Origin of the sequence: Bacillus sp. PSXD-155, from assembly GCF_049310765.1 — a bacterium.
GTDB lineage: Bacteria > Bacillota > Bacilli > Bacillales > Bacillaceae_G > Bacillus_A > Bacillus_A cereus.
The window spans coordinates 235942-257297 of sequence record NZ_JBMOWC010000003.1 but is presented as its reverse complement, the minus strand read 5'-3'; the positions used below and the strand labels follow the sequence as shown (position 1 = coordinate 257297).

Genomic DNA, 21356 nt, shown 5'->3' with positions numbered 1-21356 from the left:
CGTAGAAGATATATTTTTACCTAACAAAAAAGCGGGAATATTCCCGCTTCTTTGACTATCGACGTAAGCCAAGCTTTGTGATTAATTCACGGTAACGTGTGATATCGCTATTACGAAGGTAAGTTAGTAAATTACGACGTTTACCAACCATCTTTAATAGACCACGACGTGAATGATGATCTTTCTTGTGAGTACGTAAGTGCTCGTTTAGAGTGTTAATTTGCTCCGTTAGGACAGCAATTTGAACCTCTGGAGAACCAGTATCAGTCTCATGAGTTCTAAATTGTGCAATGATTTCATTTTTACGCTCTTGTGTTAAAGCCATCCTATTTCACCTCCTATTAATTAAACCCCCAATTACCTAGCAAGCGTCGGTGAGTCGCAATGCCAAGCAATGGTTGTCATAAAGTACATAACATAGAATACTACTTTTCATTTGAAAAAGCAAGTATATTCTTTTCGCTCGCAAAATATTCTTGTGCTGTTTTCTTATCTTTTGCGATTTGTTCAACTAACTCATCAATGCCATTGAATTTCTTCTCTTCTCTTATACGCATATGCCACTCTACTGTAACATTTTGATCGTATATATCTTTGTTAAATTCAAATAAGTGCACTTCAATTGATAATTGACGCTCATCTTCTTTAAAAGTCGGTTTATATCCAATATTACATACACCATCGTACCATTCATCGTGAACTTTTAATCTCACTGCATAAACACCTACAGGTGGCAATAAATACTCATCACTTAAACCTACATTAGCTGTTGGAAAACCAATTTGACGCCCACGTTTGTCGCCGTGTATAACTGTTCCCGCTACAGTATAGGCTCTACCTAAAATAGATGGAATTTGTTCCATTTCGCCATTTCGAATTAACTTTCGTAATGCTGTAGAACTTACTTTCTCTTCTTGAAATTCAACTTTTTCAATCACAGTCTGTGTAAACTCCCCTCTTGCATGAAATGGTAAAGTCTCCATCTTTCCTTTTCCTAAACGTCCATATGAATAATCAAACCCTGCTACTACATGCTTTACATTTAAACCAATAATATAATCATCTACAAATTGTTGTGGTAATAACCCTGCAAATGATTCATCAAATTTAATCACATATAATATATCGATTCCTAAGCTTTCGACTATTTTTTCTTTATCACGCATTGGTGTAATATACTCCACATGCGCATCCTTTTTCCCTAAAACAACAGATGGATGAGGATGAAATGTCATAACTGCACTTTTATATCCTCGGTCGTCCGCTATTTTTTTCGCAGTTCGAATTACACATTGATGTCCTAAATGAATGCCATCAAAAAATCCTAATGCCATTACAGTAGGTGGTAATTCTAATTTATTTTGTTCATGTGGATGAGTTAAATGAATAAGTTTCACGCTTGAATTCACCTTTTTCTGTAATAATCCTTCCAATAATTCATTATAGCTTTAGTTCTTGATTATTCACAAGTACTTTCATTGGCTTTAACATGCCAGGATGTTTCGGATGATGTTCATAAATTGCTAAGCAACGATCATTTTTATCAAACACTGTAATAAATGGTGCTGTTATTTCTAATTCATTCTTTAAGAACATACCATTCTTGATTTTCTCTGCTTGCTTTTCATCTACAACCATTTTTGGAAACTTACTTAATGCTTCATCAATTGAAATGAAGATAGACTCTACTGTTCCATTTTGCACGTTTTCTTCAATTTCTTCAAATGATATGCAATCTTCTAATAAAAATTCACCAGATGCCGTTCTTACAAGGTGAGACATATGTGATGGGAAACCAAGTTTCTCCCCGATCATTACCGCTAACGTTCTTACATATGTTCCTTTACTACACGTTACACGGAAACGGAATGAAATATTTTCTCCTTCAAAAACTTCACGGTCATCAAGTAATACGAATTCATGAATCGTAATTGTACGAACTGGACGTTCCACCTCTTGTCCTGCTCTTGCATATTCATATAATTTTTTCCCGTTTACTTTTACAGCTGAGAACATTGGTGGCATTTGTTCAATCGTACCTGTTAATTCCGCTAGTACCTCTTCTACTTCTTTACGTGTAATAACACGGTTTACATCTTGTTTCTCCACAACTTCACCAGATGCATCTTCTGTTGTTGTTGAAAACCCTAATGTTACTTCACCTTCATATGTTTTCGTTTCACTTGTTAAAAATTGTGCAATCTTCGTTGCTCTCCCCACACAAAGTGGTAATACTCCCGTTACATCTGGGTCTAATGTTCCCGTATGACCAATTCTCTTTTCTCGCAATATCTTTCTTAATTTAAATACACAATCATGTGATGTCATGCCTTTTGGCTTATGTAATAATACTACACCTTCCATATATGTTCACCTCATCATAATTCTTTCGTAGTAAATATCCAAAACTTATTTTGCATTGAAAAAATGGATAGACAAATGTCTATCCATTATTCTTCACGTTTACCGTCTTTATTAATTTCATGTAAAAGTGTATCAATTCGATGACCATATCCGATAGACTCATCAAACTCAAAGGTAATTTCCGGTGTTTTACGAAGACGAATACGTTGGCCAATTTCTGAACGAATAAAGCCTTTTGCCTTCGCTAAACCTTTTAACGTATTTTCTTTCTGTTCTTCGTCACCTAAAACAGAAATATATACTTTGGCAATTTGCAAATCACCACTCACTTGTACATCTGTTACTGTAACAAATCCGATACGTGGGTCTTTAATTTTACGACTAATGATGTCGCCTAATTCTTTTTTCATTTGCTCGCCTACACGGTTTGCACGTAATTTCATAACTCTTCACCTCATTCAATACCATTCCAATTGTGTTATCGTACGTTCAATTTCAGGAAATGAATCGATGTACTCCAGTACACGATTCATTTCTTTTTCACAGATAACACGATTTGAGGATACGGAAACAACCGCAATTTCTGTACGTTGCCATACATCTTGATGCCCAACTTCAGAAACAGCTACATTATAGCGCTGTTTCACACGAGTTAGCACTCGTTGCAAAATTGCCCGTTTCTCTTTTAAAGAATGCACATCGTAAATCATACACTCGAATGAGAGTGAAGCGACAATCATCGCTTCACTTCTTCCATAACGTATGCTTCAATGATGTCCCCTTCTTTAAGGTCATTATATCTCTCAATTGTAATACCACACTCATAGTTCTGTGCAACTTCTTTTACGTCGTCTTTGAAACGTTTTAACGTATCAAGTTGTCCTTCGAAAATTACGATACCATCGCGGATAATACGAACGCCACTATCGCGTGTAATTTTACCGTCAATTACGTAACAACCTGCGATTGTTCCAACTTTTGTTACCTTGAATGTTTGACGAACTTCCGCTTGACCGATTACTTTTTCTTCGAATTCTGGATCCAGCATACCTTGCATTGCTAATTCAATTTCTTCGATTACTTTGTAGATAATGCGGTGTAAGCGAACATCAACGTTCTCTAATTCAGCTGTACGCTTCGCGTTCACATCCGGACGTACGTTAAATCCAATTACAATTGCATTAGATGCAGAAGCTAAAATGATATCAGATTCTGTAATCGCACCTACACCAGTGTGAATGATTTTAACTTTTACGCCTTCAACATCAATTTTACGAAGTGACGCTGCCATCGCTTCAACAGAACCTTGTACGTCTGCTTTTACGATTAAGTTGATTTCTTTTACATCGCTCTCTTGGATTTGTTGGAATAAATCTTCAAGGCTTAATTTAGATTTCTCACCACGTTGTGCAACTAACGCTTCTTGTGCACGTGATTCACCGATTTGACGAGCTTTCTTCTCATCAGCGAATGCCATGAAACGATCTCCAGCTTGTGGTACTTCATTTAAACCTGTAATTTCAACAGGAGTTGATGGACCAGCAACTTTTACACGACGACCAATATCACTTACCATTGCACGAACACGCCCGAATGAAGTTCCAACAACGATTGGATCTCCAACTCGAAGTGTACCGTTTTGAACTAATAATGTCGCGATAGTTCCTTTACCTTTATCAAGCTGTGCTTCAATTACAGTACCCGTTGCATAACGATTTGGGTTTGCTTTATATTCTTCTACTTCACTTACAAGAAGAATCATCTCTAGCAAGTTGTCAATTCCCTCGCCTTGGATTGCAGAAATTGGTACGAAAATTGTATCTCCGCCCCAAGCTTCTGGAACTAATTCATATTCTGTTAATTCTTGCATTACACGATCAGGATTCGCCGCTGGTTTATCCATTTTATTCACAGCAACAATAATTGGTACTCCAGCTGCTTTTGCATGGCTAATCGCTTCAACTGTTTGAGGCATAACACCGTCATCAGCTGCAACAACAAGGATTGTAATATCAGTTACTTGCGCACCACGAGCACGCATCGTTGTAAATGCCGCGTGACCAGGCGTATCTAAGAATGTAATTTTCTTATCATTTACTTCAACTTGGTATGCACCAATATGCTGAGTAATTCCACCCGCTTCGCCAGCAGTTACTTTTGAATTACGAATTGAGTCAAGTAATGTTGTTTTACCATGGTCAACGTGTCCCATAATCGTAACAACAGCTGGACGCTCTTTTAAGTTTTCTTCATCATCTTGCTCATCAATGAATGTTTCAAACTCAGTTTCACTTACAACTACTTCTTCTTCTACTTCAATACCGTAATCAGTAGCAATTAACTCAATTGTATCTTTATCCAAGTCTTGGTTAATTGTTGCCATAATTCCAAGCATGAAGAGCTTTTTAATAATTTCAGATGGCTCTTTACTTAACTTTTTAGCAAGTTCACCTACTGTAAGGCTTCCAGAGAAAGTGATTTTATCTGGTGTTTCTACTATTTGCGTTTGTTGTCTTCCAGCAAAGTTATCTTGACGTTTGTCTTCATTTCCTTTGCCTTTTTTCTTTTTCTTATTGCTGTTCTTTTTACTGCGAACAACTTTCTCTTCTACTTCAAACTCATCTGCAACAGAAGGTTTTTCCGCTCCAGTGTTATATTCATTATCTAATTTATTTACTACTTCATCTTCTAACATTGTCATATGATTCGAAACCTCGATATTCATCTCTTTAAGTTTTGTCATAAGATCTTTACTTGAGATATTATTTTTTTTTGCATATTCATGTACTCGAATTTTACTCATACCTTCACCCCCGGTAATTTGTATCGAGCATGCTACGTAGCTTTTTCGCAAAGCCTTCATCTAACACAGCTACAACGACTCGCTCGTCTCTCCCAATCGCATGCCCTAATTGTTGTCGATTTTCGACTTTTTTCATTGGTACGTTGTAGTACGTCGTTTTATCAGTGATACGTTTAGTAGTGTTCGCTGACGCATCTTCAGAAAGCAATACGAGCTTTGCTTTACCACTTCGTACTTCTTTTAAAACGAGTTCTTCACCCGAAATGATTTTTCGAGCGCGATTTGCTAGTCCTAAAAACGATTTCCAATCGGACACTTATTTCGACTCCTTCTCAACAAGCTCAAGAAGCTCTTCATACAGAGAACTGTCGATTTTCGCTTTTAGATGATGTTCCAAAATGTTTTTCTTTTGAGCTTGCATAATGCATTCTTTATCTTTTGACAAATATGCACCTCGTCCTGATTTTTTTCCAGATAAATCAATAGACACTTCGCCCTCTTTGGAACGAACAATGCGAACGAGCTCTCGTTTTGATTTCATCTCTTGCGTCGCGATACATTTTCGTAACGGAACTTTTCGATTGCTCATACTCATCACCTCTATTCGATTTCGTCTTCAACTGAATCGAATCCGAATGCGATTACGCTATCTTCTTCTGTTACAATTCCAAGTTGTTTCGCATCAGACTCACTTTTAATATCAATTTTCCAGCCTGTTAATTTAGCTGCAAGACGCGCATTTTGTCCACGCTTACCGATAGCTAATGATAGCTGGTGGTCTGGAACAACAACAGTTGTTGCTTTTTCATCTTCATCTACAAGTACTTTAACAACTTGTGATGGGCTTAAAGCATTTGCAACATATTCAACTGGATCATTTGACCAGCGAACGATGTCAATCTTTTCACCTTTTAGTTCATCTACAACACGTTGTACACGTTGTCCTTTCGGTCCTACGCAAGAACCAACTGGATCAACATCAATGTTTTCTGCATGCACAGAGATTTTAGAACGATCTCCTGCTTCGCGCGCTACAGAGCGAATTTCTACAGTTCCATCATAAATTTCTGGAACTTCCATTTCGAATAAACGTTTTAAAAGACCAGGATGTGTACGTGATACGTAAATTTGTGGTCCTTTTGTTGTCTTTTCTACTTTTGTAATAAATACGCGAATACGATCATGTGGCTTATATTGCTCATTTGGCATTTGCTCACTTACAGGTAATAAAGCTTCTACTTTACCTAAGCTTACGTAGATGAAACGAGCATCTTGGCGTTGTACAATACCAACCATAATGTCTTCTTCACGATCACTAAATTCTGAGTAAATAACACCACGTTCTGCTTCACGAACTCGTTGTGTTACAACTTGTTTTGCAGTTTGCGCTGCAATACGACCAAAATCTTTTGGCGTTACTTCAATTTCTAGTACGTCGCCATCTTGGTAGTTTGGATTAATTTGTCTTGCCTCTTCTACAGAGATTTCAAGACGTGGATCAAACACATTATCAACAACGTCCTTACGTGCTAAAACTTGAATTGTTCCCACTTCTGGGTTAAAGCTCACACGAACGTTTTGTGCTTGGTTAAAATTGCGTTTATAAGCAGAGATTAACGCTGCTTCAATCGCATCAATAATAATATCTTTACTAATACCTTTTTCTGACTCTAATACGAGCAAAGCATCTAACAACTCAGTGCTCATGAAGATCCCCCTTCTTACTAAAACGTAACAGCAAGTCGCGCATTTGCAACTTTATCCATTGGAATTTGGATTTCTTTTTTACGTGTTTTAATTGTTAATAGTAGTGTAATTGTAGTACCGTCGTAGGAAAGTAACTTTCCTTCAAACATCTTTTCGCCATCAATCGGCTCATATGTTTTTATTGCCACTTGTTTTCCTACCGCTTGCTGGAAGTCTTTCTCTTTCTTTAATGGGCGTTCTGCTCCAGGAGATGATACATCCAAAAAGTAAAGGTGAGGAATTGGATCCTCTTTATCTAAAGCTTCGCTTAAACGTTCACTTACCGCACCGCATTCTTCAATGTCGACTCCCTTTTCAGAATCGATGAATACGCGTAAGAACCAGTCTTGTCCTTCTTTCACATACTCTACATCTACAAGTTCAAGATTTAACTCTTCAACGATTGGCTGCGCAAATGCTTCTACAACTTCTGTGACTTTCTTATCCATAAACAGCCTCCTTCCTGCCGCCATGTACCATTTACAAGAAAAGATCCCGTTCATAAAGACGGTCTATCTTATTCTTTCTCGTTAGCTAACAAAAGCCCCTGCCGTTAAGCAGGGAATATCTGTCTTAGTATTACCAAATTTAAGAAGTAAAACTTGTAACAAAATATGTATATACGACAGAAATGTCTTTACTATCTACATGAATAAAATGTAGATAGTAACACGAAAGAGTGGGTTTCCCCACTCTCTTTTTCACAAAATATACATGACATGGTTATCTCGGTTTATAGTATACCATAGCAAATATTGATTTGCAAAGACTTTTCCTACCTATTAGAACAGTGATAATTGGTTTTGATCCGGCAAATCTCCTAAACAACCTTGGCTATCTAAATACTCAATAATTGTTTTCGAAACCTTACTTCGTTGCTGTAAGTCTTCTTTTGATAAGAAGTCTCCATTTTTGCGCGCTTCCACAATACTTAAGGCTGCGTTCGTACCAAGACCAGGCACTGCATTAAACGGAGGGATTAATGAGTCCCCATCAATAATAAATTCCGTTGCATGCGAACGGTATAAATCAACCTTTTGGAATGAGTATCCACGCTCACACATTTCAAGTGTCATTTCTAGTACCGTTAATAAACTCTTCTCTTTCGGCGCAGCATCGAGTCCCTTTTGAGCAATTTCATCAATTCTTGCACGTATAGATGCTGAACCTTTCGCCATCGCCTCTACATCAAAATCATCTGCACGGACTGTAAAATATGCCGCATAGAATAAAAGTGCAAAATGTACTTTAAAGTATGCGATACGCACAGCCATAAGTACGTAAGCAGCCGCATGGGCTTTAGGGAACATATATTTAATCTTCTTACATGAATCAATATACCAACCTGGTACATTATTACCTTTCATGTCATCTTCCCATTCTTCCGGTACACCTTTACCTTTACGAACCGACTCCATGATTTTGAAGGCTAATGATGGATCTAAACCTTGATAGATTAAATATACCATGATGTCATCACGACAACCGATAACTTCACTCAGCGTACATGTACCGTTATAAATTAACTCATTTGCATTACCCAGCCATACGTCAGTACCATGTGACAGCCCAGAAATTTGGACCAATTCTGAGAATGTCGTTGGTTTTGTCTCTTCTAACATCTGTCTTACGAATTTCGTACCGAATTCTGGGATACCAAGTGTACCTGTTTTACAGTTAATTTGTTCTTCCGTTACCCCTAACGTTTCTGGACCAGAGAAAATTTTCATTACCTCTGGATCATCCGTTGGGATTGTTTTCGGATCAATACCACTTAAATCTTGTAACATACGAATAACGGTCGGATCATCGTGTCCTAGTATATCAAGTTTCAATAAATTATCATGAATCGAGTGGAAGTCAAAATGCGTTGTTCTCCACTCAGCACCAATTGAATCAGCAGGAAACTGTATTGGGGAGAAATCAAAGATATCCATGTAATCTGGCACAACGATAATACCACCTGGATGCTGTCCAGTTGTACGTTTTACCCCTGTACATCCCGCTACTAAGCGGTCAATCTCTGCATTCCGAATTGTTAAATTGTGATCATTTGCATAACCTTTTACATATCCATAAGCTGTTTTTTCCGCAACTGTACCAATCGTTCCAGCACGGTATACATAATCTTCACCGAACAGTACTTTCGTATAGTTATGGGCACGTGGTTGGTATTCCCCGGAGAAGTTCAAATCGATATCAGGTACCTTATCTCCTTTGAATCCAAGGAACGTTTCGAATGGGATATCATGTCCATCTTTTACATATGCCACATTACATGTCGGACAATCTTTATCTGGTAAGTCGAAACCAGAGCCTACCGAACCATCATTAAAGAATTCAGATTGCTTGCATTTTGGACAGACATAGTGTGGTGGTAATGGGTTTACTTCTGTAATTTCCATCATCGTTGCAACGAACGATGAACCTACTGAACCACGCGAACCTACTAGATATCCGTCGACTAACGATTTTTTCACAAGCTTATGTGAGATTAAATAAATAACGGCAAATCCATGTCCAATAATACTTTTCAATTCTTTTTCTAAGCGAGCCTCTACAATTTCTGGTAGTTCTTCACCGTATATACTGCGTGCCATTTTATAACTCATATCACGTGTTTCATCATCGGCACCCTCAATTTTCGGTGTATATAGATCATCTTTTACCGGACGAACATCACCAATTAATGACGCAACTTTTTGTGTATTCGTTACAACAACTTCTTTCGCTTTGTCCTCACCTAAAAATGAAAAACACTCTAGCATTTCATCAGTTGTACGGAAATGTACTGGCGGTAATGAATGTCGATTTAACGGATTTGCCCCGCCCTGTGAACTAACTAAAATTTTACGATACATTGCATCTTCTGGATCTAAGTAATGCACGTTCCCTGTAGCGACAACTGGTTTATCTAACGTCTCACCTAGTTTTACTAAGTTAGAGATAATTGTTTTTAATTGTCCTTCATCTCGAACGAGTTCACGCTCTACTAAATGACGCAACACCTCTGGAGGCATTACTTCAATGTAATCATAGAACTGTGCAATTTCTTCTACCTCTTCAGGAGCTTTTTGCATCATTGCCTCAAATACTTCACCTTTATCACAAGCCGTTCCTACTAAAATTCCTTCACGGTATTTTTTTAATAGTGACCTCGGTACTCGTGGTACACGGTAAAAGTAATTAAGGTGAGAATATGAAACAAGTTTATATAAATTTTTCAACCCAACATCTGATGTGGCAAGTAACGTCATATGACTTGGACGGCCACGCTTATACGCATCCCCTTGTCCCATGCTATCATTTAATTGATCGTGATATTCAAATCCCTTTTCAATTACATCTTTCAACATTTTCACAAGTAAATATCCCGTCGCTTCTGTATCATAAATCGCACGGTGATGTTGCGTTAATTCAATATCAAGTTTTTTACACATCGTATTTAATCGATGATTTTTCATTTCTGGGAATAAGAATCGTGCAAGTTCTAACGTATCAATAACGGGGTTATTCGTTTTTTCTAACCCAGCCTTTTTAAAACCTACGTTAATAAAGCCCATATCAAAGCTTGCATTATGGGCAACAAGTGTATGGTCACCCATCCATTCCTCAAACTTTTTAAACACTTCGTCCACTTCTGGTGCATCAGTTAACATATCATCTGTAATACCTGTTAATTCAATAATCGTCGCTGATAATGGTTGATGTGGATTTGCGAAAGATTCAAAGCGATCAATGATTTCGCCACCCTTTACTTTTACGGCAGCCAACTCAATGACTGTGTCGTATACAGCTGATAAACCTGTCGTCTCAACATCGAAAACAACATACGTTTCCTCCGCAAGTAAACGATGCGCCTCGTTATACGCTATCGGTACACCATCATTAACTAAATTCGCTTCTACACCGTATATAACTTTAACTCCAGCTTTTTTCCCCGCAGAATATGCCTCCGGGAACGACTGAGCCACAGCATGGTCTGTAACCGCAATAGCTTCATGTCCCCATTTACCAGCTTGGGCAACAAGCCTAGAAACAGGAGTAACAGCATCCATTTGGCTCATCGGAGTGTGAAGATGAAGTTCTACACGCTTTTCGCCTTCTGGCGCTTTATCTTTACGAGACGGCCCTGTTATTTCATTAATATCATTTGCAATCATTACTAAATCTCGAACGAATGTATCGTTTTGAACAGAACCACGCGCTTTCACCCACATTCCTTTTTTCAAGGATTGCAGCATTGGAATATCTTCTTTGTCACGCGAGAACATTTTGATCATAATAGAATCCGTATAATCCGTTATTTTTAAAGTTAATAACGTACGCCCACTACGAAGCTCTTTTGTTTCTACATGGAAGACATATCCTTGAACCGTTTTTCTTCTTTCTTCATCTTGAATTTCTCGCATCGGTGTAATCTCTTCATCCGGCTTAATAAGATACCCGAGTGTAATCGGTCCTTCATGCACAACGCTACTTTCTTCAGCTTGCTTCTTCGCCATTTCTTCCATAGCTTGTATAACACGCTCGCGGTCTTCTTGCTGAGTTTGCTCACGAAACTTTTGCATTTCTTCTGCATTTTGCTGTATATGTGTGTCTAACTGAAAACGCGGGAATCCAAAAACTTCGTATTGATCCCCCACTGGTTTCGCAACGTTTTTCTTTAAAGCAGTAGACTCCAACTCGTTATTTACATTTATCAACAACTTCACTCCATTCACCTGCGGAAGTTGCTTCTTTAAGTACGCGAACATGGGTGAAAATGTAATTCGTTCCGTACAAAGTGGCCAATACGCCCTTACTTCTTCTTCTGTAAATTGTTTATTCTCTGTTTCTAATGCAAATGTTGTTCTTGCAATATGAGAAAATGATTGCTTAAGCTTTGTTTCTAGCAATTCATATAATTCTGTAGGCAAAATACGTGGCACTTGTAAATCAAAATGCCAACTTTTATTCGCTTTATCAATAACGAGCCTTTCAATACCACCGCCTTGTAAATATTGATTTATAAGGTCGTCTGGTATTTGCAACTGCTGGAGCAAAATTTGAAATCGCTCTTGTTGTTCATTTGTTAAAGACATAAGCACTCTCCTTCCATTTGCTATTATAAATTGAAACGTACTACAAAGAAAGATTTCTTCCTTCTTCTTTTACAAAATACGTTTACAAAGAAAGAGAAGGTACCCCATTACGAGGTACCTCTTCTTATTTTAAAATATTTGTAATATATGTTTGAAGTTCTTCTACTTTTACTTCTTCAGACTCACCTGTAGCACGTACTTTCACTTCTACAATACCTTCGTCTGCTTTTTTACCAACTGTAACGCGAACTGGAAGACCGAATAAATCTGCATCTGCAAACTTAACACCTGCACGTTCTGCACGATCGTCTAATAACACTTCATATCCTTGTTCTTGTAATGAGTTGTAGATATTTTCACCCATTTCACGTTGTGCATCAGATTTCATATTTACTGGAATTACATGCACATGGAATGGTGCTACAGCTTTTGGCCAAACTAAGCCGTTCTCATCGTTAAACTGCTCTGCAATTGCTGCCACTGTACGAGATACACCGATACCGTAACAACCCATAATAAGTGGTTGTGTTTTTCCGTTTTCATCTAGGAATGTCGCGTTCATTGCTTCACTATAACGAGTTCCTAATTTGAATACATGACCAACTTCAATTCCGCGTGCGAAAAGAATTGTTCCGTTTCCATCTGGAGATTGGTCTCCTTCTTGAATGAAGCGTAAATCTGTATATTGACTTACTTTAAAGTCACGTTTTGGATTTACATTTACATAATGGAATCCTTCTTCGTTCGCTCCTGAACATCCGTTAACAATTGATGCTACAGCGTGATCAGCAATAATTTCAATATCACCTGTTACACCAATCGGCCCTAATGAACCAATTTCACAATTTAATAATTCTTTTACTTCTTCATGAGAAGCAAGCTCAACAACTGAAGCGCCGTATACATTTTTCACTTTCACATCGTTTACTTCGTGATCACCACGAACAAGTACAACTACTAATTTCTCATCTACTTTAAATACCATAGACTTAATGCACTTGTCAGCTGCAATGTTTAAGAATGCAGATACTTCTTCAATTGCTTTTTGGTCTGGTGTTGCTACTTTTTCAAGAGCTTTTTCTGCTTCGTCACTCTTCGTATACGTATCTACAACAGGAGCCATTTCGATGTTTGCTGCATAATCAGATGTGTCAGAGTATGCAATTGTATCTTCACCAACATCAGATAATACCATAAATTCATGTGTATCTTTTCCGCCCATTGCTCCAGAATCAGCAATAACTGCACGGAAATTCAAGCCACAACGAGCAAAAATGTTAGAGTATGCTTTATATAAGCGATCGTATACTTCATCTAAGCTCTCTTGTGTAGCATGGAAAGAGTATGCATCTTTCATTAGAAACTCTCTTCCACGTAATAAACCGAAACGAGGTCTTTGCTCATCACGGAATTTTGTTTGAATTTGGTATAATGTTAACGGTAATTTTTTATATGATTTCACTTCATCACGCACAAGATCCGTAATTACTTCCTCATGTGTCGCTCCTAATGCGAATTCACGAGCGTTACGATCTTTCATACGCATTAATTCAGATCCGTATGAATACCAACGACCTGATTCTTGCCATAATTCTGCAGCTTGCATAGCTGGCATTAATAATTCTACAGCTCCTGCACGCTCCATTTCTTCTCGAACGATACGTTCTACTTTGTGTAATACTTTTAATCCAAATGGTAGAAAACTATAAATACCAGAAGCATTTTGACGCATAAAACCTGCACGAAGTAATAATTGATGACTCTTAATTTCAGCATCAGCTGGAACTTCACGTAATGTAGGACTGAATACCATACTTTGTTTCATTTATTTGCACCTCTTCATTTTACTCTTACACGCAGTAAAACCCCTCACCTCGAATTAGGTGAGGGATTTTATTCTACGAGCTCTATTTCATTATTAGTTTCATTCTATTTTACAAGAAAAACTTACGAATGTCATTCCATGTTACAACTAACATTAATAACATTAATAATGCAAAACCAATAAAATGAACCATTCCTTCTTTTTGACGGTCAATTGGTTTCCCTCGTAACGCTTCAATTAAGAAGAAGAATAAACGGCCACCATCTAAAGCAGGAACTGGTAATAAATTAAATAAACCAAGATTAATGCTTAGAACTGCCGCTAAACTTAGTACACGCGTAAATCCATAATCTACAACTTGATCTGTTAGATTATAAATTCCTACTGGACCTGACAACTCATTAATAGAAAATTGACCAGTTACTAATTTCACAAGAGATTCAAAAATTAGTTTCGTCCATTGGTACGTTTGTTCAAATCCTGATTTAATAGAACCCATTACTGTTTTCTCTACAGGAGAATAAACACCAATTCTACCAACTTCGTCTTTTCCTTCTTTATCAAGTGTTGGCGTTACTTTCACATTAAACTGTTCATTATCACGCTTTACTTGTAACGTAATTTCTTTATTCGGGTTTTCACGTACAATAGTAACAACATCTTTCCATGTACTTGTGTTTTTCCCATCAATCGCTTGAATTGTATCATTCTCTTTCAGGCCAGCTTGCTGTGCTGCACTATTATCCATCACTTTTCCGACCATTGGTTTGTCAATAGGAACCCCTTGTACAAATCCAAGAATCACAAAAATAACAAATGCTAAAATGAAGTTCATTGCAGGACCCGCAAAGATTGTTAAAGCGCGTTGACCCAATTTTTTAGAGCCAAATTGCCTGTTATATGGAGCAATTTGAATTTCTTCTCCAGCAGTAATGATGCGAGCCTTTTCATTCACTCGGAATGTTTGAAGCTCTTCCTCATACTCTTCATAGCCTGAAATCGTTAGATTATGCTCTAAATCAGCTTGTTCGACTTCAATAACACGAACATTTGGATATTTTTCATATCCATCAAAAACTAATTTCACAGCTTCGTCTTTTTCATTTAGCACAAGGCCAACCTTTTTCCCTGGCTTTAACTCAACTGTGTCTGCATCCTCGCCAGCCATTCTTACATAGCCACCCAGAGGCAGTAATCGAATCGTATACACCGTTTCATTCTTTTCAAATGAGAATATTTTCGGACCAAAACCAATCGCAAACTCGCGGCATAAAATGCCTGCTCTTTTCGCGAAGTATAGATGCCCTAGCTCATGGAAAAATACGAGTGCACCGAAAATTAATATAAAGGCAATCGCTGTATTCAATTCCATAACCACCTTTGCTAAATTTGTTCCATCACAAACCGTCTTGTGGCTGCATCAATTTCCAGAATTTCCTCTAAGCTCGGACGTGCAATGACATTGTGATGGTTCATTGCTTTTTCAATGAGGTCTTCCACTGTTAAGAAACCAATTCTCTTTTGTAAAAAAGCTTCAACAGCTACTTCATTCGCTGCGTTCATTACAGCTGGCATACTTCCACCTGCTTTTCCAGCTTCATACGCAAAACGTAAACAACGGAATCGTTCTTGGTCCATTTTCTCAAAATGCAACGTCCCTATTTCCCATAAGTTTAACTGTTTTGTGTCTGAAAGAGGCAATCTATCAGGATATGTAAGTGCGTATTGAATTGGTACTCGCATATCAGGTGAACCAAGCTGCGCCATTACACTACGATCTTCAAATTCAACCATAGAATGGATAATACTTTCTTTATGTAAAACAACATCGATTTGCTCATAAGGGATACCAAAAAGCCAATGTGCTTCAATTACTTCTAGTCCCTTATTCATCATTGTAGCAGAATCAATTGTAATTTTCGAACCCATTGACCAGTTTGGATGTCGAAGCGCATCTTCTACGGTCACATGATGCAATTCATCTCTCGTTTTATCACGGAAACTTCCACCAGAAGCCGTTATAATAAGACGAGAAATTCTTTTTTCATTTTCACCATTCAAGCATTGAAAAATAGCCGAATGTTCACTATCTACTGGAAGTAACGAAACATTATGTTTTCGCGCTGCTTCCATTACAAGATGTCCTGCAGTTACTAACGTTTCTTTATTTGCAATTCCAATTGTTTTTTTCGCCTCAATCGCACGAAGTGTCGGTAACAACCCTACGCTACCTACAACAGCATTTACTACAATCTCCGCATCTGGATGTAATGCTACTTCTAAAAGTCCTTCACTACCATATACAATTTTTGTATTACCAGAAACAGCTTGTAATTTTAAAACATCTTCCTCTCTTTGCACAGAGACGATTTGCGGAGAAAATTCTTGAATTACCTTTACTGCGTAGTCAATATTTTTCCCTACAGAAAAAGCAACGAGACGGAATTGGTCTGGGTGCGAGCGTAATACATCTAAAGTTTGTGTACCAATTGATCCGCTTGCACCTAATAAACTAATGTTTTTCATGACTCCAACCCCTCGTTCATTTATTAATTGTATTGTAATAAGAAGTAGAGAATTGGTAAAACGAATAACCAACTATCTGTTCGATCTAATATACCGCCATGCCCAGGTAAAATTGTACCTGAATCCTTTACGCCATAATGACGTTTAAAAGCAGATTGTACTAAATCACCAATTTGTCCAAAAATAGAAATGATAATTGTCAGCACAATTAAAATTACTACATTCGATTCGACTGGGAAGAACACGTTGTAAACAAGTGCCACAATAATTCCACAAACGATGCCGCCTAATGAACCTTCAATCGTTTTATTTGGACTAATTTCTGGCCACAATTTTCTCTTGCCCAATGCTTTTCCTACGAAATATGCGCCTGAATCAGTAGCCCATATAACAAATAATGCACAAAACACATATTTAATTCCTAATATTCTCGTTTCATGTAAATATAAGAATCCCATTGCCACATATGTCGTTGCCATTAGTAAAAATGAAGCATTATCAAAAGTAAATGTATTCTTAGAAAGGACTGTATATGATAAAAGTAATAAAACAATCACAAATGTGATTTCCAATTTACCTAATCCAATCCATGTAAACAGTTCTGATGCACTACTTGGAATTAAAAGAATCCACAATAATACTGCAGCTAAAACTGTCGGTACTGAAATAAGCGTAAGCTTATTCATACGAATTAATTCATATAAACCTATAGAAGCAAGTGCATACACTAAAACCGTAAAAGGCACGCCACCGTATATTACGATGGGAATGAATAGCGCGGCAGCAACCACTCCAGTAATAATTCTCTGTTTCACTACCAAACCCTCTCTTTCTACACGCCTCCGAATCTGCGCCCTCTATGTTGAAAGTCAGTAATCGCATTTAGCAAATGTTCTTCTTTGAAGTCTGGCCAATACACATCTGTAAACCAAAACTCCGAATATGCAATTTGCCATAACATGAAATTACTAATACGTAGCTCTCCGCTTGTTCGGATTAACAACTCTGGATCGGGTAAAGAACTCGTCATTAAGTAGGAGGAAAGCATTTCTTCACTTACCTCTTCAGAACGAATTTTTCCTTCCTCATTATCTTTCATCATATGTTGCACAGCAGAAACGATTTCATCTCGACTTCCATAGTTTAACGCGAAATTAAGAATTAATCCCGTATTCTCTTTCGTATCTTCCATGGCTTTCTCCATCGCTCTGCGTGTATGCGTAGGAAGACGATCTTTTTGCCCTATTACTCGGACTTGTACGTTTTCTTCAATCAATTCTGGTAAAAATGTACCTAGAAATTCTTCTGGAAGCTTCATTAAATAATCAACTTCCTTTTTCGGTCTTTTCCAGTTCTCAGTTGAAAAAGCATAAAGAGTTAACACTTTCACATTAAGTTTACTTGCAAATTTTGTAATTTTCTTTACAACTTGCATACCTTCATGATGTCCCGCAATACGAGGCATTGCTCTCCTCTTTGCCCATCTTCCATTCCCATCCATAATGATGGCAATATGTTCTGGGATATATCCTTTTTTCACTTCTTCAACGAGATGATCAAACGATGTGTCCTTTTTACCTTTAAAAAAAGGAAAGTTTTTAAACATCATTCATACCCTCCAACAAGCAGACGTATGCCTAAAAGTGTAAAAAGACCCCCTTAAGAAGAGGGTCATATTTGCGAAGTTATCGCTATTACACTTCCATGATTTCTTTTTCTTTGTTTTTTGCGATTTCGTCAACTTTTGCAATATATTTATCTGTTTCTTTTTGGATATCTTCAGTATATCCTCTTAAATCATCTTCTGTAATCTCGCCAGCTTTTTCAAGCTTCTTAAGATCATCATTTCCGTCACGACGTACGTTACGAACAGCTACTTTTGCTTCTTCAGCATATTTTTTCACAACTTTAACAAGATCACGACGACGCTCTTCTGTTAATGCAGGGAATGCAATACGAATTACAGTTCCATCATTAGAAGGGTTTAAGCCTAAATCTGCTTTTAAAATTGCTTTTTCGATATCACCGATAGAAGTTTTATCATAAGGTTGAATTACAAGTAAACGTGCTTCTGGAACTGTAATGTTCGCTAATTGCACAACTGGTGTTGGTGCACCATAGTAATCAACTTGTACCTTATCTAATACAGACGAGCTTGCACGACCAGCGCGAACTGTTGCTAATTCACGAGAATAAGCAGCAACTGCTTTTTCCATTTTTTCATTTGAAGACTTCAATACTTGTTGTCCCATATTTATTTCCCCCTTACAACTGTTCCAATATTTTCGCCTAAAACGGCACGTTTAATATTACCTTTTTCCATAACTGAGAATACAATTAATGGAATATCATTATCCATACATAGAGAAGAAGCTGTAGAATCCATTACACCTAAACCTTCTTTTAATACATCTAAGTAAGTAAGCGTTTCGTATTTCGTAGCTGTTGGGTCAATAGATGGATCTGCGCTATATACGCCATCCACATTATTTTTTGCCATTAAAATAACGTCTGCTTCGATTTCCGCTGCACGTAATGCTGCTGTTGTATCTGTAGAGAAGTATGGATTACCTGTACCTGCTGCAAAGATAACAACACGTTTTTTCTCTAAGTGACGAACTGCTTTACGGCGAATGTAAGGCTCTGCCACTTGACGCATCTCAATTGAAGTTTGTACACGAGTTTGGATTCCAATATTCTCCAAGCTATCTTGAAGAGCTAATGAATTCATAACTGTAGCTAACATGCCCATGTAATCTGCTCCTGCACGATCCATGCCCATCTCACTTCCAATTTTCCCACGCCAAATGTTACCGCCACCAACAACAACAGCAACCTCTACATCAAGTTCTGCAATTTCTTTTACTTGTTCTGCAACTGACTTAATAACAGTTGGATTAATTCCAAATCCTTGCTCTCCAGCTAAAGCTTCTCCACTTAGCTTTAAAACGACACGATTATATTTCGGTTTACTCATAATGAACCTCCAATTGCTTACATCTTTATTTTAAAAAAGGGAACACAATGTGTTCCCTAATCTGTATTAGTTACTACCTTTTACTTGGTTCATTACTTCTTCAGCAAAGTTGTCTTCGCGTTTTTCGATACCTTCACCAACAGCGTAGCGAACGAATCCTTTTAATGTTCCGCCTTTAGACTCAACGAACTGACGAACTTTCATATCAGGGTTTTTAACGAATGCTTGGTCAAGTAAGCAAATCTCTTCGAAGAATTTGCCTAGACGGCCTTCAACCATTTTTGCAACGATTTTTTCAGGCTTGCCTTCGTTTAATGCTTGTTGTGTTAATACTTGACGCTCATGCTCAACTTCTTCAGCTGTTACAGCATCGCGGTCGATGTATTTAGGGTTAACTGCAGCGATGTGCATTGCAACATCTTTAGCAGCAGCTTCATCAGTAGAACCTTCAAGAACTGTTAATACACCAATGCGTCCACCCATGTGTAGGTAAGCGCCGAATGCATCTGCATCAGTTTTTGATACGATTTCGAAACGACGAAGTGTAAGTTTTTCACCAATTTTAGCGATTGCTTCGTTGATGTGCTCTTCAACGTTTTTACCGTTTTCCATTGTTTGAGCCATAGCTTCTTCAACGTTAGCTGGTTTGTTAGTTAATAAGTGAGCAGCTAATTCTTTAATTAGTGCTTGGAAACCTTCGTTTTTCGCAACGAAATCAGTTTCAGAGTTTAATTCTAAGATTAAAGCGTCGTTACCGTTTGTTTCGATGAAAGTTAAACCTTCAGCAGCAATGCGGTCTGCTTTTTTAGCAGCTTTCGCAATACCTTTTTCGCGTAAGAAGTCAATTGCCTTCTCCATGTCGCCGTTAGTTTCTGTTAAAGCTTTTTTGCAGTCCATCATACCTGCGCCAGTTTTTTCACGTAATTCTTTTACCATTTGAGCAGTGATTGCCATATTTTTCATCCTCCTAAAATATGTATTTATACCTTTTATAAAGGTGTTTATACCTTAAAAAAGGTGATAAAAGGCCGAACCCCTTATCACCTTTCCAACTTTGTTACGCAGTAACAGTTTCTTCACCTTGTTTTGCTTCAAGGATCGCGTCTGCCATTTTAGATGTAAGAAGTTTTACAGCACGAATTGCATCATCGTTTGCTGGGATAACGTGATCGATTTCGTCTGGATCACAGTTTGTATCAACGATACCGATGATTGGAATGTGTAATTTGCGTGCTTCAGCAACTGCAATACGCTCTTTACGAGGGTCTACTACGAATAATGCACTTGGAAGACCTTTCATATCTTTAATACCGCCTAAGAATTTCTCAAGACGCTCTAACTCTTTTTTAAGTTGAACAACTTCTTTCTTAGGAAGTACTTCGAAAGTACCATCTTCTTGCATTCTTTCGATGTCTTTAAGACGCTTGATACGCTTTTGGATTGTTTGGAAGTTTGTTAAAGTTCCGCCTAACCAACGTTGGTTAACGAAGTACATACCAGCACGAGTTGCTTCTTCTTTAATAGCTTCTTGTGCTTGTTTTTTAGTACCTACGAATAAGATGTCTCCACCTTCAGCAGCGATGTCGCGCATCGTTCTGTAAGCTTCCTCAACTTTTTTCACAGTTTTTTGTAAGTCGATGATGTAGATACCGTTACGCTCTGTGAAAATGTAACGCTTCATTTTTGGGTTCCAACGACGAGTTTGATGTCCGAAATGAACACCAGCTTCAAGCAATTGCTTCATAGAAATTACTGACATAATATAGTTCCTCCTAAATGGTTTTTGATATCCTCCGTTTACTTCATCTCTAAGCGAAACTACAAACGTAGCACCAACACTTAAATCAGTAAACGTGTGTACTTTGTACTGACACCACTGCTTACTATATCATACTGAAATATTACAATCAAGTCGAAAATGCGAACAATGTAAAACTTTCTTTGTTCATACTCGAATTCTAGTATTACCAACCTTCATTTCTTTTAAGCAAAAAAGTAAAACACAATTAATAGTTTTCCCAGAAAACACGC

At 37.7% G+C, this 21356-nt stretch carries 20 protein-coding genes; all 20 read right to left on the bottom strand.

The features are described from left to right. Window positions 1-55: 55 nt before the first annotated feature. Window positions 56-325 (bottom strand): 30S ribosomal protein S15, encoded by a 270-nt coding sequence (gene rpsO, locus ACO6VI_RS04145; RefSeq protein ID WP_001229392.1) that lies wholly within the window; start codon window positions 323-325, stop codon window positions 56-58. Between the two features lie 100 nt (window positions 326-425). Beyond that, window positions 426-1397, bottom strand: coding sequence for a bifunctional riboflavin kinase/FAD synthetase (ribF, locus tag ACO6VI_RS04140; RefSeq protein ID WP_000766703.1), 972 nt, complete (start codon window positions 1395-1397; stop codon window positions 426-428). Window positions 1398-1440: 43 nt separating this feature from the next. Beyond that, window positions 1441-2364 carry a tRNA pseudouridine(55) synthase TruB gene (gene truB, locus ACO6VI_RS04135; protein WP_000399362.1) on the bottom strand — a complete coding sequence of 308 codons (924 nt, stop codon included), beginning with the start codon at window positions 2362-2364 and terminating at the stop codon, window positions 1441-1443. 86 nt (window positions 2365-2450) lie between these two features. After that, window positions 2451-2807 (bottom strand): 30S ribosome-binding factor RbfA, encoded by a 357-nt coding sequence (gene rbfA / locus ACO6VI_RS04130; RefSeq protein ID WP_000776437.1) that lies wholly within the window; start codon window positions 2805-2807, stop codon window positions 2451-2453. Window positions 2808-2822: 15 nt separating this feature from the next. Further along, window positions 2823-3104, bottom strand: a complete 282-nt coding sequence (locus tag ACO6VI_RS04125) for a DUF503 domain-containing protein (protein ID WP_000634350.1) — start codon at window positions 3102-3104, stop codon at window positions 2823-2825. Then, a complete protein-coding gene (gene infB, locus ACO6VI_RS04120; protein ID WP_000036347.1) occupies window positions 3101-5167 on the bottom strand; it encodes a translation initiation factor IF-2 in 2067 nt (688 codons plus the stop codon). The genes ACO6VI_RS04125 and infB overlap by 4 nt, the downstream gene beginning before the upstream one ends. 4 nt (window positions 5168-5171) lie before the next feature. Continuing rightward, complete coding sequence (locus ACO6VI_RS04115; protein ID WP_001286522.1) at window positions 5172-5483, bottom strand: YlxQ family RNA-binding protein; 312 nt, start codon at window positions 5481-5483, stop codon at window positions 5172-5174. Beyond that, window positions 5484-5756 (bottom strand): RNase P modulator RnpM, encoded by a 273-nt coding sequence (gene rnpM, locus ACO6VI_RS04110; protein WP_000071125.1) that lies wholly within the window; start codon window positions 5754-5756, stop codon window positions 5484-5486. A gap of 11 nt (window positions 5757-5767) precedes the next feature. Then, window positions 5768-6874 carry a transcription termination factor NusA gene (gene nusA / locus ACO6VI_RS04105; protein WP_000102598.1) on the bottom strand — a complete coding sequence of 369 codons (1107 nt, stop codon included), beginning with the start codon at window positions 6872-6874 and terminating at the stop codon, window positions 5768-5770. A 17-nt stretch (window positions 6875-6891) separates the two neighbouring features. Next, window positions 6892-7362: a ribosome maturation factor RimP gene (rimP, locus tag ACO6VI_RS04100; RefSeq protein ID WP_000359095.1), complete on the bottom strand. Its 471-nt coding sequence runs from the start codon at window positions 7360-7362 to the stop codon at window positions 6892-6894. A gap of 333 nt (window positions 7363-7695) precedes the next feature. Beyond that, window positions 7696-11997, bottom strand: a complete 4302-nt coding sequence (locus tag ACO6VI_RS04095; RefSeq protein WP_000060002.1) for a PolC-type DNA polymerase III — start codon at window positions 11995-11997, stop codon at window positions 7696-7698. A 124-nt stretch (window positions 11998-12121) separates the two neighbouring features. Then, window positions 12122-13822 (bottom strand): proline--tRNA ligase, encoded by a 1701-nt coding sequence (locus tag ACO6VI_RS04090; RefSeq protein ID WP_063548475.1) that lies wholly within the window; start codon window positions 13820-13822, stop codon window positions 12122-12124. Window positions 13823-13931: 109 nt separating this feature from the next. Next, window positions 13932-15188 (bottom strand): RIP metalloprotease RseP, encoded by a 1257-nt coding sequence (rseP, locus tag ACO6VI_RS04085; protein WP_001090233.1) that lies wholly within the window; start codon window positions 15186-15188, stop codon window positions 13932-13934. Between the two features lie 17 nt (window positions 15189-15205). Next, on the bottom strand, window positions 15206-16348 hold the full coding sequence (dxr, locus tag ACO6VI_RS04080; RefSeq protein ID WP_000790358.1) for a 1-deoxy-D-xylulose-5-phosphate reductoisomerase: 1143 nt from the start codon (window positions 16346-16348) through the stop codon (window positions 15206-15208). Between the two features lie 23 nt (window positions 16349-16371). Continuing rightward, the gene (cdsA, locus tag ACO6VI_RS04075) at window positions 16372-17163 is read right to left on the bottom strand and encodes a phosphatidate cytidylyltransferase (protein ID WP_161520102.1); all 792 of its coding nucleotides are present in this window, start codon (window positions 17161-17163) and stop codon (window positions 16372-16374) included. 17 nt (window positions 17164-17180) lie between these two features. Then, complete coding sequence (uppS, locus tag ACO6VI_RS04070; RefSeq protein WP_000971296.1) at window positions 17181-17957, bottom strand: isoprenyl transferase; 777 nt, start codon at window positions 17955-17957, stop codon at window positions 17181-17183. An 85-nt stretch (window positions 17958-18042) separates the two neighbouring features. Continuing rightward, the gene (frr, locus tag ACO6VI_RS04065; RefSeq protein ID WP_000531505.1) at window positions 18043-18600 is read right to left on the bottom strand and encodes a ribosome recycling factor; all 558 of its coding nucleotides are present in this window, start codon (window positions 18598-18600) and stop codon (window positions 18043-18045) included. A 2-nt stretch (window positions 18601-18602) separates the two neighbouring features. Further along, entirely contained in the window at window positions 18603-19325 is a 723-nt protein-coding gene (gene pyrH / locus ACO6VI_RS04060; RefSeq protein ID WP_000042669.1) for a UMP kinase, read from the bottom strand. A 66-nt stretch (window positions 19326-19391) separates the two neighbouring features. Then, a complete protein-coding gene (gene tsf / locus ACO6VI_RS04055; protein WP_001018577.1) occupies window positions 19392-20279 on the bottom strand; it encodes a translation elongation factor Ts in 888 nt (295 codons plus the stop codon). Window positions 20280-20382: 103 nt separating this feature from the next. Continuing rightward, window positions 20383-21084 carry a 30S ribosomal protein S2 gene (gene rpsB / locus ACO6VI_RS04050; protein WP_000111485.1) on the bottom strand — a complete coding sequence of 234 codons (702 nt, stop codon included), beginning with the start codon at window positions 21082-21084 and terminating at the stop codon, window positions 20383-20385. Window positions 21085-21356 lie beyond the last annotated feature (272 nt).

Excerpts from the sequence above, each read along its gene's own strand:
- rimP (WP_000359095.1), bottom strand. The coding sequence starts at position 7,362 with ATGGATAAGAAAGTCACAGAAGTTGTAGAAGCATTTGCGCAGCCAATC.
- rpsB (WP_000111485.1), bottom strand. The coding sequence starts at position 21,084 with ATGTCAGTAATTTCTATGAAGCAATTGCTTGAAGCTGGTGTTCATTTC.
- rnpM (WP_000071125.1), bottom strand. The coding sequence starts at position 5,756 with ATGAGCAATCGAAAAGTTCCGTTACGAAAATGTATCGCGACGCAAGAG.
- truB (WP_000399362.1), bottom strand. The coding sequence starts at position 2,364 with ATGGAAGGTGTAGTATTATTACATAAGCCAAAAGGCATGACATCACAT.
- pyrH (WP_000042669.1), bottom strand. The coding sequence starts at position 19,325 with ATGAGTAAACCGAAATATAATCGTGTCGTTTTAAAGCTAAGTGGAGAA.
- nusA (WP_000102598.1), bottom strand. The coding sequence starts at position 6,874 with ATGAGCACTGAGTTGTTAGATGCTTTGCTCGTATTAGAGTCAGAAAAA.
- ACO6VI_RS04125 (WP_000634350.1), bottom strand. The coding sequence starts at position 3,104 with ATGATTGTCGCTTCACTCTCATTCGAGTGTATGATTTACGATGTGCAT.
- dxr (WP_000790358.1), bottom strand. The coding sequence starts at position 16,348 with ATGAAAAACATTAGTTTATTAGGTGCAAGCGGATCAATTGGTACACAA.
- ACO6VI_RS04095 (WP_000060002.1), bottom strand. The coding sequence starts at position 11,997 with ATGTCTTTAACAAATGAACAACAAGAGCGATTTCAAATTTTGCTCCAG.
- rpsO (WP_001229392.1), bottom strand. The coding sequence starts at position 325 with ATGGCTTTAACACAAGAGCGTAAAAATGAAATCATTGCACAATTTAGA.
- ACO6VI_RS04090 (WP_063548475.1), bottom strand. The coding sequence starts at position 13,822 with ATGAAACAAAGTATGGTATTCAGTCCTACATTACGTGAAGTTCCAGCT.
- uppS (WP_000971296.1), bottom strand. The coding sequence starts at position 17,957 with ATGATGTTTAAAAACTTTCCTTTTTTTAAAGGTAAAAAGGACACATCG.
- rbfA (WP_000776437.1), bottom strand. The coding sequence starts at position 2,807 with ATGAAATTACGTGCAAACCGTGTAGGCGAGCAAATGAAAAAAGAATTA.
- tsf (WP_001018577.1), bottom strand. The coding sequence starts at position 20,279 with ATGGCAATCACTGCTCAAATGGTAAAAGAATTACGTGAAAAAACTGGC.
- frr (WP_000531505.1), bottom strand. The coding sequence starts at position 18,600 with ATGGGACAACAAGTATTGAAGTCTTCAAATGAAAAAATGGAAAAAGCA.
- infB (WP_000036347.1), bottom strand. The coding sequence starts at position 5,167 with ATGAGTAAAATTCGAGTACATGAATATGCAAAAAAAAATAATATCTCA.